13 protein-coding genes are annotated in these 14,555 nt (G+C 36.1%); all 13 read right to left on the bottom strand.

All coding sequences use genetic code 11. The annotated features are described in order from the left end of the window. Positions 1 to 276: 276 nt before the first annotated feature. Positions 277 to 1,845: a ribonuclease Y gene (rny, locus tag BMX40_RS02870; RefSeq protein ID WP_090866648.1), complete on the bottom strand. Its 1,569-nt coding sequence runs from the start codon at positions 1,843 to 1,845 to the stop codon at positions 277 to 279. A 222-nt stretch (positions 1,846 to 2,067) separates the two neighbouring features. Beyond that, a complete protein-coding gene (recA, locus tag BMX40_RS02865) occupies positions 2,068 to 3,108 on the bottom strand; it encodes a recombinase RecA (protein ID WP_090866646.1) in 1,041 nt (346 codons plus the stop codon). A 176-nt stretch (positions 3,109 to 3,284) separates the two neighbouring features. Beyond that, complete coding sequence (locus BMX40_RS02860; protein WP_090866644.1) at positions 3,285 to 4,529, bottom strand: competence/damage-inducible protein A; 1,245 nt, start codon at positions 4,527 to 4,529, stop codon at positions 3,285 to 3,287. Next, entirely contained in the window at positions 4,529 to 5,107 is a 579-nt protein-coding gene (gene pgsA / locus BMX40_RS02855; protein WP_090866642.1) for a CDP-diacylglycerol--glycerol-3-phosphate 3-phosphatidyltransferase, read from the bottom strand. Before pgsA ends, BMX40_RS02860 begins: the two co-directional genes overlap by 1 nt. 145 nt (positions 5,108 to 5,252) lie before the next feature. Beyond that, positions 5,253 to 6,167, bottom strand: coding sequence for a helix-turn-helix domain-containing protein (locus tag BMX40_RS02850; protein WP_090866640.1), 915 nt, complete (start codon positions 6,165 to 6,167; stop codon positions 5,253 to 5,255). Between the two features lie 17 nt (positions 6,168 to 6,184). Then, a complete protein-coding gene (locus tag BMX40_RS02845) occupies positions 6,185 to 6,976 on the bottom strand; it encodes a DUF3388 domain-containing protein (RefSeq protein ID WP_090866637.1) in 792 nt (263 codons plus the stop codon). Positions 6,977 to 7,135: 159 nt separating this feature from the next. Next, positions 7,136 to 7,396, bottom strand: a complete 261-nt coding sequence (locus BMX40_RS02840) for a DUF3243 domain-containing protein (RefSeq protein WP_090866635.1) — start codon at positions 7,394 to 7,396, stop codon at positions 7,136 to 7,138. 101 nt (positions 7,397 to 7,497) lie between these two features. After that, positions 7,498 to 8,214: an elongation factor P 5-aminopentanone reductase gene (gene ymfI / locus BMX40_RS02835; protein ID WP_090866633.1), complete on the bottom strand. Its 717-nt coding sequence runs from the start codon at positions 8,212 to 8,214 to the stop codon at positions 7,498 to 7,500. Positions 8,215 to 8,221: 7 nt separating this feature from the next. Beyond that, positions 8,222 to 9,505 (bottom strand): EF-P 5-aminopentanol modification-associated protein YfmH, encoded by a 1,284-nt coding sequence (gene yfmH / locus BMX40_RS02830; protein WP_090866631.1) that lies wholly within the window; start codon positions 9,503 to 9,505, stop codon positions 8,222 to 8,224. Continuing rightward, positions 9,498 to 10,799, bottom strand: a complete 1,302-nt coding sequence (gene yfmF, locus BMX40_RS02825; RefSeq protein WP_090866629.1) for an EF-P 5-aminopentanol modification-associated protein YfmF — start codon at positions 10,797 to 10,799, stop codon at positions 9,498 to 9,500. Before yfmF ends, yfmH begins: the two co-directional genes overlap by 8 nt. Before the next feature lie 222 nt (positions 10,800 to 11,021). Further along, on the bottom strand, positions 11,022 to 11,972 hold the full coding sequence (locus BMX40_RS02820) for an ABC transporter permease (RefSeq protein ID WP_090866627.1): 951 nt from the start codon (positions 11,970 to 11,972) through the stop codon (positions 11,022 to 11,024). Beyond that, positions 11,973 to 13,022: an ABC transporter permease gene (locus BMX40_RS02815; RefSeq protein ID WP_090866625.1), complete on the bottom strand. Its 1,050-nt coding sequence runs from the start codon at positions 13,020 to 13,022 to the stop codon at positions 11,973 to 11,975. Further along, entirely contained in the window at positions 13,019 to 14,551 is a 1,533-nt protein-coding gene (locus tag BMX40_RS02810; RefSeq protein WP_090866623.1) for an ABC transporter ATP-binding protein, read from the bottom strand. The genes BMX40_RS02815 and BMX40_RS02810 overlap by 4 nt, the downstream gene beginning before the upstream one ends. Positions 14,552 to 14,555 lie beyond the last annotated feature (4 nt).

Here is a 14,555-nt window from a genome sequence, read left to right as displayed (position 1 = left end):
CCTATCTAATAGTTTAATCGTGTAATAATGAGTAGTAAAATCTCCCGCCATAGGAAAGTCTAGAAGCGTTGGAGGGAGAAGTCAACTACATGATTTTCCCTAGTTACAACTTATGAGGCAGGGAGTGTCCTGCCTATAATTGAAGGTTTATTTTATGTATAGTTTTCCATAGTTAATATATATTGTCAAAAAGTAAAGATGCAAAGAAAAAAAGCGGGCTTACAAGCGCCGCTTTTTTCCAAAGGGTTCGTACTTATTAATAAGGCTAAACCCAGTTTATTTCGCATATTCTACTGCTCTCGTTTCACGTATAACGGTCACTTTAATATGACCCGGGTAATCGAGCTCACCTTCTATTCGTTTTCGAATATCACGTGCAATACGAACGGATTCAATGTCATCTATTTCATCCGGTTTCACCATAATTCGAATTTCTCTACCAGCTTGGATTGCAAATGACTTCTCTACACCTGTAAACGACTCAGAAATTTCTTCAAGTTTCTCTAAACGTTTAATGTAGTTTTCCAATGTCTCACTTCTTGCTCCAGGTCGAGCTGCGGAAAGTGCATCAGCAGCAGCAACGAGAACAGAAATGATGGAAGTAGCCTCTTCGTCCCCATGGTGTGAAGCAATCGAATTAATGACGACCTCATGCTCCTTGTATTTCATTGCTAGCTCTTTACCAATTTCAACGTGGCTGCCCTCTACTTCATGGTCAATAGCTTTCCCAATATCATGAAGTAGTCCGGCTCTTCTTGCGAGTGTTTCATCTTCACCTAACTCAGCAGCTAATAGTCCAGCTAGATATGCTACCTCAGTTGAGTGCTTTAATACATTCTGACCATAGCTTGTACGATATTTTAGACGACCGAGTATTTTAATTAAATCAGGATGTAGACCATGTACACCAACCTCAAATGTTGTTTCTTCACCAACTTCTCGTATATATTCATCTACTTCGCGTCGAGCTTTATCCACCATTTCTTCAATTCTCGCAGGATGGATTCTGCCGTCTTGCACAAGTTTTTCTAATGCCATACGAGCTGTTTCTCTACGTATTGGATCAAATCCAGATAGGATTACAGCTTCTGGTGTGTCATCAATGATTAAATCGATTCCTGTTAAGGTTTCTAAGGTTCGAATATTTCGACCTTCTCGCCCAATGATTCGACCTTTCATCTCATCATTTGGTAGGTTTACTACTGAAACCGTTGTTTCAGCAACGTGGTCCGCAGCACAACGCTGTAAAGCTAATGAAAGGATATTCTTCGCTTTTTTGTCTGCTTCCTCTTTTGCACTATTTTCAGCCTCTTTGATCATTAATGCTGATTCATGTGCGACTTCTTTTTCGATCCGTTCTAAAATAATATTTCTAGCCTGATCAGTAGTATATCCTGAAATGCGCTCAAGCTCGACTTGCTGCTCTTGTTTCATAGATTCCACTTTGCTTTCCATTTCTTCAATTTGTTGTTGTTTTTCTGCTAGTGAGTGTTCTTTCTTCTCTAACAAGAGCTCACGCTTATCTAGCGTTTCACTTTTTCTGTCCAGATTCTCTTCTTTTTGCATCAGGCGATTTTCTTGTTTTTGTGCTTCAGCACGACGTTCACGTAATTCATGCTCTGTCTGCTGGCGAAGTTTATGATTTTCATCCTTCGCCTCAAGAAGTGCCTCTTTCTTGGCGGCATCTGCATTTCGATGTGCTTCATCAACTATTTGTTTTGCTAAGGTTTCTGCACTTGAAATCTTAGCTTCCGCAATAGATTTACGAATCAGATAACCAACAACAATACCGACGACTAGGAAAATTAAGGCAAGCAAAATGGAGATGATTAAGGCTTTGTCCACGGTTTCACCTCCTCTTGCTATAAAATTGTTCAATTCATTATTGTCGGCATGTACCATATTCAATGAATAAAATTAAATTCGTATAATAAAAATATAAAATTATACATTTTAATTTTAATTGTCTTGTTAATGGTTGTCAAGGAATCGTCATATATTAGGTATAAATTATTGTGAAAAAGAAAATATCCCCTACTTTACGTAAAGGATATCGGGCGTTACCTTCTAAACATCTAATGTTTCTTGTTCAGGGTCTTCTTGTATTTCAGCAGCTGGTTCATCATCTAAATTATAATGAGCACGAACTGCATTGTGAATTTGTTCCATAATATCAGTATTTTCTTTCAAAAATTGTTTTGCATTTTCTCTACCTTGGCCTAGCCGTTCACCTTCATAGGAATACCATGCACCGCTCTTTTGTACAATATCTAAATCAGATCCAATATCCAAAATTTCACCTTCTTTTGAAATACCTTCTCCATACATTATATCAACTTCTGCTTGTTTAAACGGTGGAGCTACTTTATTTTTAACAACTTTTATTTTAGCTCGATTTCCTACCATGTCGTTACCTTGTTTCAATGTTTCCGCTCGACGAACTTCTAAACGAACTGAAGAATAGAATTTCAGTGCACGTCCACCAGGAGTTGTTTCAGGATTACCAAACATAACCCCTACTTTTTCACGAATTTGGTTGATGAAAATTGCAGTTGTTTTTGATTTATTAATGGCACCTGATAGCTTTCTTAATGCTTGTGACATTAGACGTGCTTGTAAACCAACATGGGCATCACCCATTTCACCTTCAATTTCCGCTTTTGGTACCAATGCAGCAACAGAGTCAACAACAATAATATCAACTGCACCACTGCGTACAAGAGCTTCGGCAATTTCTAGCGCTTGTTCTCCGGTATCAGGCTGAGATAAAAGAAGTTCTTCAATATTTACCCCTAACGCTCTAGCATAGGTTGGATCAAGCGCATGCTCCGCATCAATAAACGCCGCTTGCCCACCCTTTCTTTGCGCCTCTGCAATAGCATGTAGTGCAACAGTTGTTTTACCAGATGATTCTGGTCCATATATTTCAACTACGCGTCCCTTCGGATATCCACCGATACCTAGCGCAACATCTAGAGCTAGTGATCCACTTGGTACTGTTGCTATTTTTTGTTCAGCTTGCTCACCTAGCTTCATAACAGAACCTTTACCAAATTGCTTTTCTATTTGTCTTAACGCCATATCTAAAGCTTGTTTTCTATCACTCAACGAAACTACCTCCTCGAAATAACTACCTCTATCATACATTGTTTTATCCGTTTTGCCAAGCGAAAAACGAATGAATGTTCTTATTTTTTTATAGCCATTTTATCTACAATCTTCAATTTTACTACGTACAAACAATGCAGAAATCTAATTTTACCATAAAAATAGGCAGTTCTTTATTATTTTAAATAGTTTAATAATAATTCGAATCCTTTTAATACTGCTTTTCTCCGTATGGCTTCTCTACTACCGTGGAAATTACATTTCTCGACAACAAATTGCGTATTCTCATCGCATAGTGCAATATAAACTAAGCCAACTGGCTTATTTTCAATTGGTTCTGGTCCTGCAATTCCAGTAAAACTAATCCCAATATTCGTATTTAATAGATTGCGTACTTTGTTTGCCATTTCTATTGCACAAGCTTCACTTACAGTACCTTCTTCTGCAATGGTTTTTGCTGAAACACCTAATACGTCAGTCTTAACATTCGTATTGTAACAAACGATTCCGCCTGAGCAAACCGTGGATGCACCCTTTACTGAAATAAGATTTTCAGTAAACTTACCACCTGTTAAGCTTTCGGCAGCAGCTATTGTTTTTCCCTTTTCTTTCAATAAAGAGATTATTTTACGGTCGATTGTTTCCTCATTAATACCAACAAAATGACTACCAACTCGTTCTAATATTTTTCTTTTGGTATCCTGCAATAAATTCGATGCAGTATTTATCGAATCCGCTTTTGCAGTGAGTCGAATCACTACCCCATCAGCTTGAGCTAGCGGTGCGATGGTAGGGTTTACTTGCGATTGTATTATATCAATTATTTCATCTTCCAACTTAGCTTCTCCAATACCAATGAATCGCATTACCATTGATTCGATGATACTTTCATTTTCCGTTATTTCTTGAATGAAAGGTATTACATCATCTTTCATCATCTGCTTCATTTCTTTTGGAACACCGGGTAAAAAGACCCAGTTTTGCTTCTGTTGTGAAACAATCATTCCGGGTGCCATACCTACTTTATTCTCTAATACATTAGCATTGGTAAACACATGTGACTGTTTTCGGTTATTAGGAGTCATCTCCATACCTTGTTTCTGGAAATATGCTTCTATCTTGTTCAAAGATGGGCGGTGCTCCATTATATCTAATTTACTCACTAACTGAAACGCTTCTCTTGTTAAGTCATCTTCTGTTGGACCTAGTCCCCCAGTAACGATTACAAGATCCGATCGATCCTTTGCTTGGGAGAAGGTGTCAGCAACACGTTTAAGATTATCACCTACTACACCATGATAAAATACATTCACCCCATATGTTGAAAGTTCCTGGGAAATCCATTGTGCATTCGTATTGGCGATTTGCCCTAATAATAATTCTGTACCTACTGCTATAATCTCTGCATTAATTTGTTTCATTACTTTGAATCCCTCATTACATGCCAGTTTTTAATAAAATAATCGACACCAGATAATATAGTAAAGAAAAGTGCGATGTATAGCATGATCGTTGCAAATGGGAAGCCGATAAATGAAAACGGAAAATTATGTAGTAACAGTGCAGCAATACCTACCATTTGTGTCGCAGTTTTTAATTTCCCCATATTTCCTGCGGCCAGTACAATACCTTCACCAGCAGCTACTAATCTTAAACCAGTAACAGCAAATTCTCTACTAATTATGATAATAACAACCCACGCAGGTGCCAGTCCCATTTCTACTAGTAATATCAACGCTGCTGATACCAGTAATTTATCCGCCAGCGGGTCCAAAAATTTCCCTAAATTTGTGACAAGGTTATACTTTCTTGCATAATAACCATCAACCCAATCCGTCGCAGATGCAAATATAAACAATATTGCAGCTACAAAGTCCGCGATCGGTAAAGAAGTTTCTCCAATATCCCATTCTCCCCAATTGAATGGAACACTAAGTAATATAATAAAAACTGGAATAAGTAAAATTCGTGAAATCGTAATTCTATTTGGGATGTTCATATTTCTTTCCTCCTTAACATTTTATAAAATTGTTTTATCATCAAACCTTCACGGTGACAAGCCAACAAAGAAAGGGGTTGAAAATCTCTTCTCTGCCTATATAAGGCTAAAACCCTTCCATGTATAATTAGGAAGGGTTAACATGTTACTCATTTTCTTGAATTACATTTATCCAAAGTCGTTGAAAATCTTTTTCTGAAGGATCAATTGGATATTCAAGTTCAACTCCATTAATGGAGATTTGTAAATTTGGAGTACTTCCAATATTAAAGTATATTCGCTCCTCACCACTTAAATCAAGTTCCATCGGTGATGCATCTGAATTGAAATTATCACTATAGAATACCTCGTCTTGATCATTTTTGACATCAAGCCATGATTGTCCAGTAGTTTCCATTGTTACAATAAGCTCGTCTCCTGGATTCGAGAGTTCTAAAGTAGACTCCGGTGGATTCCCTGTTCCGGTTTCTACAACTGTTAGTTCAGGTTCGACAGGATCTTCTTGAACTTCATCTGTTTCCTCGTCAATATCCGTTTCTTCATCTTCTGTTTCTTCATTATCTTCTTCGGAAGAGTCCTCTATATCTGGATCGTCATTGTTATCATTTGGTCGAATGATTTCTTCACTATCATTAGGTTCTTCGGTATTATTCGCATCATCATTGTTTGTGTCAGACTGTAAGAACCACCAAGCGGCAAAAACAATACCGATCACTAATAAAATAACAATTATTGTAGGTATCAGAGAAAAGATTTGTGAATTTTTGGCTGGACTATTATCTTTTCTCGAGCGATTAATTCTAGTATATTGTACGGTGTTTTCCTCTGGAGATGGAATATCTTCCTTGAATTCCTCTAATAGTTCGTTTGGATCCAAACCAACCGCCGTCGCATACTCTTTAATAAATGCCCTAGCATAAAACTTACCAGGCAAAATACCATAGTTCTCTTCTTCAATGGCAATTAAATACCTTTTTTGAATCTTAGTTGTGTCTTGAAGACTTTCTAAAGATATATCTTTTTCTTCTCTAGCTTCTTTAAGCTTAGAACCTATTCCCATAGTTAACACCATCCAATTTAAAAATCAAACATTGAAAAACCATTACTTTGGTCAAATTCTGTTTTTTCAAATTGTTCATATGTAATTTCTTCCTCTTCGTGACTTCGTAATTCGATAATATAATCAAAATCATCAATCGTATACTCTGTAGCTCGAACAAAAATATCCGGGTGTTCGACTACTTTTATTGCAGGTAATTGCATTATTTCTCGTATTAATTGCCAGTGTTTCTCATTTGCTTTTCGTTTAGAAACAACCCCATCAATAATAAATATATTATCTGTACTATATTCCCCTTCAATGAGTTGATTACGAACGGTTTGTTTTAATAATGTACTTGATACAAATAACCACCTTTTATTTGCACAAACACTTGCTGCGACAACCGATTCTGTTTTACCAACTCGTGGCATTCCACGTAAACCTATAAGCTTATGCCCTTCTTTCTTATATAATTCAGCCATAAAATCAACTAATAAACCAAGTTCATCACGAACAAAACGAATCGTTTTACGGTCATCTACATCTCGGTGTATATATCGTCCATGACGTACAGCAAGTTTATCACGAAGCTTTGGTTTTCTTAATTTGGTGATTTGAATTGTATCCATTGTATCTAATATGGATTTTAATCGTGTGATTTGCTCATCGTATTTGGATAACAATAACATGCCTCTTCGGCCATGTTCAACACCGTTTATCGTAATAATATTTATGGATAACATTCCTAATAAGGAAGAAATATCTCCTAATAAACCAGGGCGATTATATTGAATTTCATATTCTAGATACCATTCCGTTCGAACCATAAGCAAACTCCTTTAAACTGGTAACACTTACCTATTAATGCAATATAACTCTATAATAAATCATTTTTGCTTATCTTGAAAGGAATTAATGATACATAAATAAAATAATTAATAAAAAGAAGCTGCGCATGATAATGCAGCTTCTAATCAAGAGCTTAATTACTGAGTATTTCCTTGATTTTGCACTAACTTAACCATTGAGCTTGCTATAGCATGCTGTTCTTCTTTAGAAGCAGCATTCCAGATTTCTCTTAAAACTGCTTCTTCACTATTTTTTGCATCAACGCTCTTTGCTAGGTAGTCCCCAACTTCATAAGCCACTTCATTAATTGTCTGTTGAGACATCCCTTGTGACTGCGCTTGCTCAAGACGGTTTGCTAGGAAATCTTTCCAAGTTCCAAAATTATCTAGAACAGACATTTTATCTCCTCCTTCATGATTACAAGCTTAGTATTTGAACTTTTAGTTTGTTTATACATCTTTACACAAAGGAGAAATGAAAAAAATATAACATATCTATGCTACCAGCCGCCATTTATCCGGATGATTTCTCCGTGAATATAATTGGATTCTTCGTCCATAAGAAATCGCACAGCATTTGCTATGTCCTTCGGCAACCCTACACGTTGAAGCGGTATATCTGAAACAATCATCGATTTATCCTCAGGTTGTAAATGTGCATTCATTTTAGTATCGACAAAACCAGGGCTAATTCCGTTGACTAAAACGCCACTTGGCCCCGTTTCTTTTGCTAAAGCTTTAATAAAGGAGTTTTGTGCTCCCTTTACTGCTGAGTATATAACCTCGTAACTTGCTCCAATATCACCCCAAATGGAAGTAATAAATACAATTTTTCCATATTGCTGTTTGATCATAGATGGCAATAAATTTTTTGTAATTATCATTGGGGATTTCACATGTATATTAAGCATTTCATCCATCTTTGCTTCGGATGTGTTTTGAAATAATTCATAGTACGCGTTCCCGCTTGCAAACACAATACCATCAACATGAAAAGGGATTTCTTGAAGGAGTTGAATTACTCCTGATTGACTACTTAAATCAGCCTGAATTTCGCTTAGAATACATTCATTACCTACCGTATTTCGCAAATAATTTATTTTTTCTCTATTTTTGTTGTAGTGTAACAATAACTGATAACCTTCTCGCCCTAATTTTTCAGCAATTGCACTGCCAATATCTCCACTCGCCCCAATAATTAAGATATTTTTCCCCATGTTCATCCTACTTTGCTACGATTTTACACACCGATAAACGGTCTTCTGTAATCCAGTTTTTCAAATAATCATTCGCTTGATCTAACGATATTGATTGAATTGCTGGTATTAAATCAAAAAAGTCAATTCCCACTGCATGGTAATGCAAATGTTTACTCGCAATAAATTCTAATGAATTCATGGAGCGAAGTAATTGACCAATCTTTTTCTTTTTCATTCGCTCAAAATCGTCTTTCTGAATCGATTCTTTCGTAGTTGTTAGTAACAATTCTTTTATTTTATTTCCTAATTTATCCGGATCATCTGTATTTCCTCCGATAAGTGTGTATCCAAAGTTTCGATCTAAATTCGTCTCGAAATAAAAACTATCGTCAATTAAACCACTGTCATAAAGTTCTTGGTAAAAGGATCCACTTTTCGAGAAATAATAATTCAAGACCATATCCTGAAGTAAATCTTTGGTAAGGAAAGTATCACTATCTAGCTCTGTCACTTCCTCTTTTATACCAACCGTACATTTAGGTACCGAAACAGGCATTTCAATTGTATTTTCTTTCATAGCAACCTGCTGAGATTCTTCTGGGAACGATCTATGAATTTCTGTCATATTATCAAATTTTTTGGCTGCCTGGTTTTCTTTTATCAATGCCATCATTTTTTCAGGGTCAAAGTTACCTGCAATAAATAATGTCATGTTCTCTGGATGGTAAAATGTATGATAACATGTATATAAATCATCTTTTGTAATCGAATTAATGGATTCAACGGTTCCGGCAATATCTACATTTACAGGATGATCTTTAAACATCGTTTTAATCGTCCCCATGAAAGATTGCCAATCAGGTTGGTCATCGTACATTTTTATTTCTTGAGCAATAATCCCCTTTTCTTTTTCAACGGATTCCTCCGAAAAATAAGGATCTTGGACAAAGTCGAGTAAAGTCGTTACATTGTCATCAATATGATTGGTAGCTGAAAATAAATAAGCTGTTTTCGTAAACGAAGTATAAGCATTAGCAGAGGCACCTTGCTTACCAAAATCGGCAAAGACGTCTCTATCTTCTTTCTCAAATAATTTATGCTCTAAAAAATGAGCGATTCCTTCTGGGACCGTTATTTGCTCCGATTCTCCAATTGGAACAAACGTTTGATCAATAGAGCCGTAGTTCGTGGAGAATATACCATATGTTTTTGACATTTCTCGTTTTGGTAATAAAAAGACAGATAAACCATTATCTAATTGTTCGGAATAAATGGTTTCGTTAATATTCTCATATACTTTACTACTCACCTGGCTCACCTCCGCTAGTCGTTAATAAATAAACGGTATCTTCTTCAACCTTAGAAGCAATTTGGACTACTTCATCTAATGTCACCTTTTTTATCTTTTCTATTAGTTGGCTTGGCTTCAGACTTGTTTCTGCGATCACTTGCTGATATAACATTTCAATGATTCCTTGAGGATGATCTAATGTTTCTAATAATTGATTAACAATGAGATCCTTCGTTTCTTTTAATTCTGATTCTGAAACATCACCATTTTTCATTGCGCTCATTTGAAGTTCGATTATTTCTCTTGCCTTCTCATAATCTTCTGGTGCAATTCCACTAAATACGAGTAGCAAGCCTTTATGGCTTTCCAGTCTTGATGATGCATAATAAGCAAGGCTATTTTTTTCCCTTACATTTATAAACAATTTCGAACTAGGAAAAGCACCTAAAATTCCATTAAAAACTTGTAAAGCGGGATAACCATCATCGCTGTACGTACAGTTTGTCCGGTATCCAATATGAAGCTTTGCTTGTTGAATATTTTGCTTCTCTATCACTTCATTGGGTTTTTGTTTATTGGATTGTCCTTGCCCACTAGTAGCGTTCTTATCGCGAGCTGCTTTTCCTGTGGAACTTCTTTCAATGGTATTCGAAATGAGGTTTTTCATTTCTTGTGAATCAAAGTCACCAAGCACAAAAAGGTCTAGTTCATCTTCTTGTAATAATGATTGATAATATCCAAAAGTATTCTGTGCTGTTAAATCAGTTAAATCCTCTTCATAACCATGAACATGTAGTTGATAGGGTTCCCCTTCACACATTTCATCAATTAAGCGCATGTTAGCAAAGTTCATTTTATCATCTTTAATTGAATTAATTTTTTGCTTTAACGTATTTTTTTCGCGATTGAAGATCTCAGGATTGAAAGAACCTGCGTTACTATTGGGATTAAATATAACGTCATTAAGTAACTGAACAGCCTCTTCTAAAATTCCAGTTTCGTTCGGAATGAATTTTTGGTTTGCAACTTCCAAACGCATGCTAATAATATGGTTTTCTCCTTTCTTTCCACTGTCGATGGAAAGGACAGCACCATATAAGCTATCTAATTTTGTTTGTAAGTCCTTCCTACTAGGGTAACTTTTAGGACCTTGTTTTAAGACATATGGTAGTAAGGCACGCTTCGTAATGGTGCTTTTTTGTAGAGGTGCTTTAAATTTCGCAACTAAATTTATTGTTTTAAATTTCTTATTCGGAATTAAATGTAAATTATATCCATTTACATTTAATACTTCCTCTTGAATTTCATTCATAACGTATCCTCCATTTGATCAACCTTATTCATCCGTAATAGTTTGTACTTTTTTTAGAATCATAATCACAAACTCATAAATCATTTATATTGAGTTTACCATTATATGGATGTAAAGGAAACATTAGAAGCTTAGCATTTTTAGAAAATCCACAGGTCGAGTACTTTAGAATATTATAAAAAAACTGACTCGCTTACTTGCAAGCGAGTCAGTTTTGCTAATTTATCTACTACCTTTAATATATGGTACTCCATTTGCTCTAGGTGCATCTGCACGTCCAATTACTCCTGCTAATGCTAAAATTGTTAACACATATGGTGCAATCAACAGGAATACTTGTGGGATATCCTGTAGTAATGGGATACCAGAACCAACAATACTTAGGCTTTGAGCTAAACCAAAGAATAATGCAGCTCCCATTGCTCCAAGTGGATGCCACTTACCAAAAATTACAGCCGCTAAAGCCATGAATCCTTGTCCTACAATCGTTGAATGTGAAAAGTTTGAAACAATTGTAAGTGCAAAAACAGATCCACCTAATCCGCCTAATACACCTGAAATAATAACTGCAACATAACGCATTTTATAAACGTTAATCCCATTAGTATCTGCTGCCATAGGATGTTCGCCGACTGCACGCAAACGTAAACCAAAGGAAGTTTTATAAAGAATATACCAAGCTATAAAAGCAAGAATGATCGCAACATAGGATGTTGCATAGATTCTTTCGAAAAATATAGGGCCGATCAATGGAATTTCAGATAAAATTGGAATATCTGTTCTGAAAAAGCCATCTACCATATCAGTTTGACCTTTACCATACCACTGTTTGGTTAAATATACTCCAATTCCCAACGCTAACATGTTTATGGCTACACCACTAACAACTTGGTTCGCATTAAAAGACACAGATGCTACTGCATGAATAACGGAAAATATACCTCCTACGATAGCTGCAGCAAGAATTGCTAGCCATGGTGTCATGGAGCCAAAAACATCCTCAAAAGTTAAACTAAACACGATACCTACAAATGCCCCCATTACCATTAATCCTTCTAAACCTATGTTTACAACTCCAGATCGCTCACTAAATACTCCGCCTAGTGCCGTTAGTATTAGGGGTGCTGAGTAGAATAAAACAGTTGGAATAATTGATTGTAATGCGTCAATCATTTATTTCCCCTCCTTTTTAAAGCGAAGTATAACCCATCGAATAATATAACTTGATGCAACAAAGAAGATAATAAGAGCAATGATAATATCTACTAGTTCGGTTGGTACACCTGCACCTGTAGGCATTTCACCGGCACCTTCTTTTAATACACCGAATAAAATAGCTGCCAACACAACGCCAAATGCGTTATTTGCACCGAGAAGTGCTACAGCAATTCCGTCAAACCCTAGATTTGTAAACCCGGACATTACTGAAATGTTACCGTAAGTTCCTAATCCTTCCATTGCACCAGCGAGACCAGCGAATCCACCAGCAATTACCATGGATAAAATAATGTTCTTACTAACGTTCATTCCTGCATATTTCGATGCATGTTGGTTGAAACCTACAGCTTTTAGTTCATAACCGATCGTAGTTCGTTGAATTAAAAACCACATAACAGCTGCAGCGAATAGCGCAATTAAAATACCATAGTGTAAGCGAGAATAAAAAGTTAATGTTTGTAGCCACTCGGATGATAAAGATGCTGTTTCTGGAATTCGATCTGTTTTAGTCGCATGATCAGTTAATACGGAGCGAATGATTTCATTTGTAATAAATAAAGCGATATAGTTCATCATTATCGTGACAATTACTTCATGAACTCCAATTTTCGCTTTCAATAGACCTGGAACAAAGCCCCAAATTCCACCTGCAATTCCACCTGCTAGTACTGCTAAAGGAAGATGTATAATCATAGGTGCATCAACGGCTAAGCCAACCCAAACAGCAGCCAACCAACCTACAATTACCTGTCCCTCTGCCCCAATATTAAAAAGGCCAGTACGAAATGCAAATGCAACAGCAAGTCCTGTTAAAATAAGAGGTGTAATTCGGCGAATTGTTTCTCCTATTGTAAAGGCATCACCAAAAGCCCCTCTCCATAAAGCTAGATAACCATCAATAGGATTATAACCAGAAAATAACATAATAATAGCACCTGCGATTAATCCGAGAATAACAGAAATAACAGGAATTAATAATGATAAAAACTTATTGTTTGATGTCATTGGGAACCACCTGCCTTATTCAATTGACTTCCCGCCATTAATAGCCCAAGTTCTTGCTCATTTGTCTCTTCAGGTTTTACATATGCAACGATTTTTCCATCAAACATTACAGCAATACGATCACTAACATCCATAATTTCATCGAGTTCAAACGAAACAAGTAGGACCGCTTTTCCTTTATCTCGCTCCTCTATTAATTTTTTATGAATAAACTCAATAGCACCAACATCTAGACCTCTAGTCGGCTGAGCAGCAATTAACAGGTCTGGAGAACGGTCTACTTCTCGACCAATAATCGCTTTTTGTTGGTTACCTCCTGAGAGTGCCCTAGCTAATGTTTGCGCACTTGGAGTTCGTACATCATATTCTTCAATTAATTCTTCTGCTTTGTCATAAATCTCTTTGTAATTTAGTACTGTTGCTTTCGAATACGGCTTTTGATAATAAGTTTGTAAAACAATGTTTTCTCCAATCGGATAATCAAGTACAAGCCCATATTTATGACGATCCTGAGGAATATGTCCAACTCCGCTTTCGGTCACCTTTCGCGGGGATAAATTTGTAATATCTTTATTGTTTAGCTGGATTGATCCAGAATGACTCTTACGTAATCCTGTAATTGCCTCAATTAATTCAGTTTGCCCATTTCCATCAATACCTGCTATACCAACAATTTCTCCAGCGCGGATGTCAAGGTCTAAACCTTTCACTAAATCTACTTTCCTTGAATCCCTAACATATAGATCTTTGACTTTAAGTACATTTTCTGTAGGTGTAGCTTCTTTCTTATCTGTTTTAAAACTCACTTCTCTCCCAACCATTAAGGAAGCTAGTTCATCTACGTTTGTTTCCTCTACTTCAACGGTACCAATACCTTTTCCTTTTCGGATAACCGTACATCGATCACATACTTCCATAATTTCTTTTAACTTATGGGTTATTAATATTATTGATTTCCCCTCTTTTATTAAAGAACGCATAATTTCAATTAGTTCCGTTATCTCTTGAGGTGTTAAAACAGCAGTAGGTTCATCAAAAATTAATACTTCTGCACCTCGATATAGCGTTTTCAAGATTTCGACGCGTTGCTGCATTCCAACTGAAATATCACTGATTTTGGCTGAAGGGTCTACACTTAAACCGTAGCGATCAGATAGTTCCTGAATTTCTTTTTCAGCTTTTTTAATATTAATTTTTCCAGTCTTGGTTTTTGGTTCATTTCCTAATATAATATTTTGGGTAACTGTAAATGGTTCAACTAACATAAAATGCTGGTGAACCATACCAATTCCTAAGTCATTCGCAATATTGGGGTTAGAAATCTCTACCTTTTCCCCATTAACCCGAATTTCCCCCTTTTCAGGTTGATATAATCCAAATAACACATTCATTAAAGTTGATTTTCCTGCTCCATTTTCACCAAGTAAAGCATGAATTTCTCCTTTTTTTAGTTGAACAGTTATATTATCGTTTGCTACAATACCGGGAAATTCTTTGCGAATATTTAACATTTCAATCACATAATCCACGAAT

The sequence above is a fragment of the Oceanobacillus limi genome (assembly GCF_900111445.1).
In the GTDB taxonomy this organism is placed as follows: domain Bacteria; phylum Bacillota; class Bacilli; order Bacillales; family Amphibacillaceae; genus Ornithinibacillus; species Ornithinibacillus limi.
Note: the sequence above shows the minus strand (reverse complement) of the source record. Positions and strands in the feature narration are given on the sequence as shown.

Coding starts and splice junctions, on each gene's coding strand:
- BMX40_RS02860 (WP_090866644.1), bottom strand. CDS start 4,529: ATGAAACAAATTAATGCAGAGATTATAGCAGTAGGTACAGAATTATTA.
- pgsA (WP_090866642.1), bottom strand. CDS start 5,107: ATGAACATCCCAAATAGAATTACGATTTCACGAATTTTACTTATTCCA.
- BMX40_RS02850 (WP_090866640.1), bottom strand. CDS start 6,167: ATGGGAATAGGTTCTAAGCTTAAAGAAGCTAGAGAAGAAAAAGATATA.
- BMX40_RS02845 (WP_090866637.1), bottom strand. CDS start 6,976: ATGGTTCGAACGGAATGGTATCTAGAATATGAAATTCAATATAATCGC.
- BMX40_RS02840 (WP_090866635.1), bottom strand. CDS start 7,396: ATGTCTGTTCTAGATAATTTTGGAACTTGGAAAGATTTCCTAGCAAAC.
- ymfI (WP_090866633.1), bottom strand. CDS start 8,214: ATGGGGAAAAATATCTTAATTATTGGGGCGAGTGGAGATATTGGCAGT.
- yfmF (WP_090866629.1), bottom strand. CDS start 10,799: ATGAATGAAATTCAAGAGGAAGTATTAAATGTAAATGGATATAATTTA.
- BMX40_RS02820 (WP_090866627.1), bottom strand. CDS start 11,972: ATGATTGACGCATTACAATCAATTATTCCAACTGTTTTATTCTACTCA.
- BMX40_RS02815 (WP_090866625.1), bottom strand. CDS start 13,022: ATGACATCAAACAATAAGTTTTTATCATTATTAATTCCTGTTATTTCT.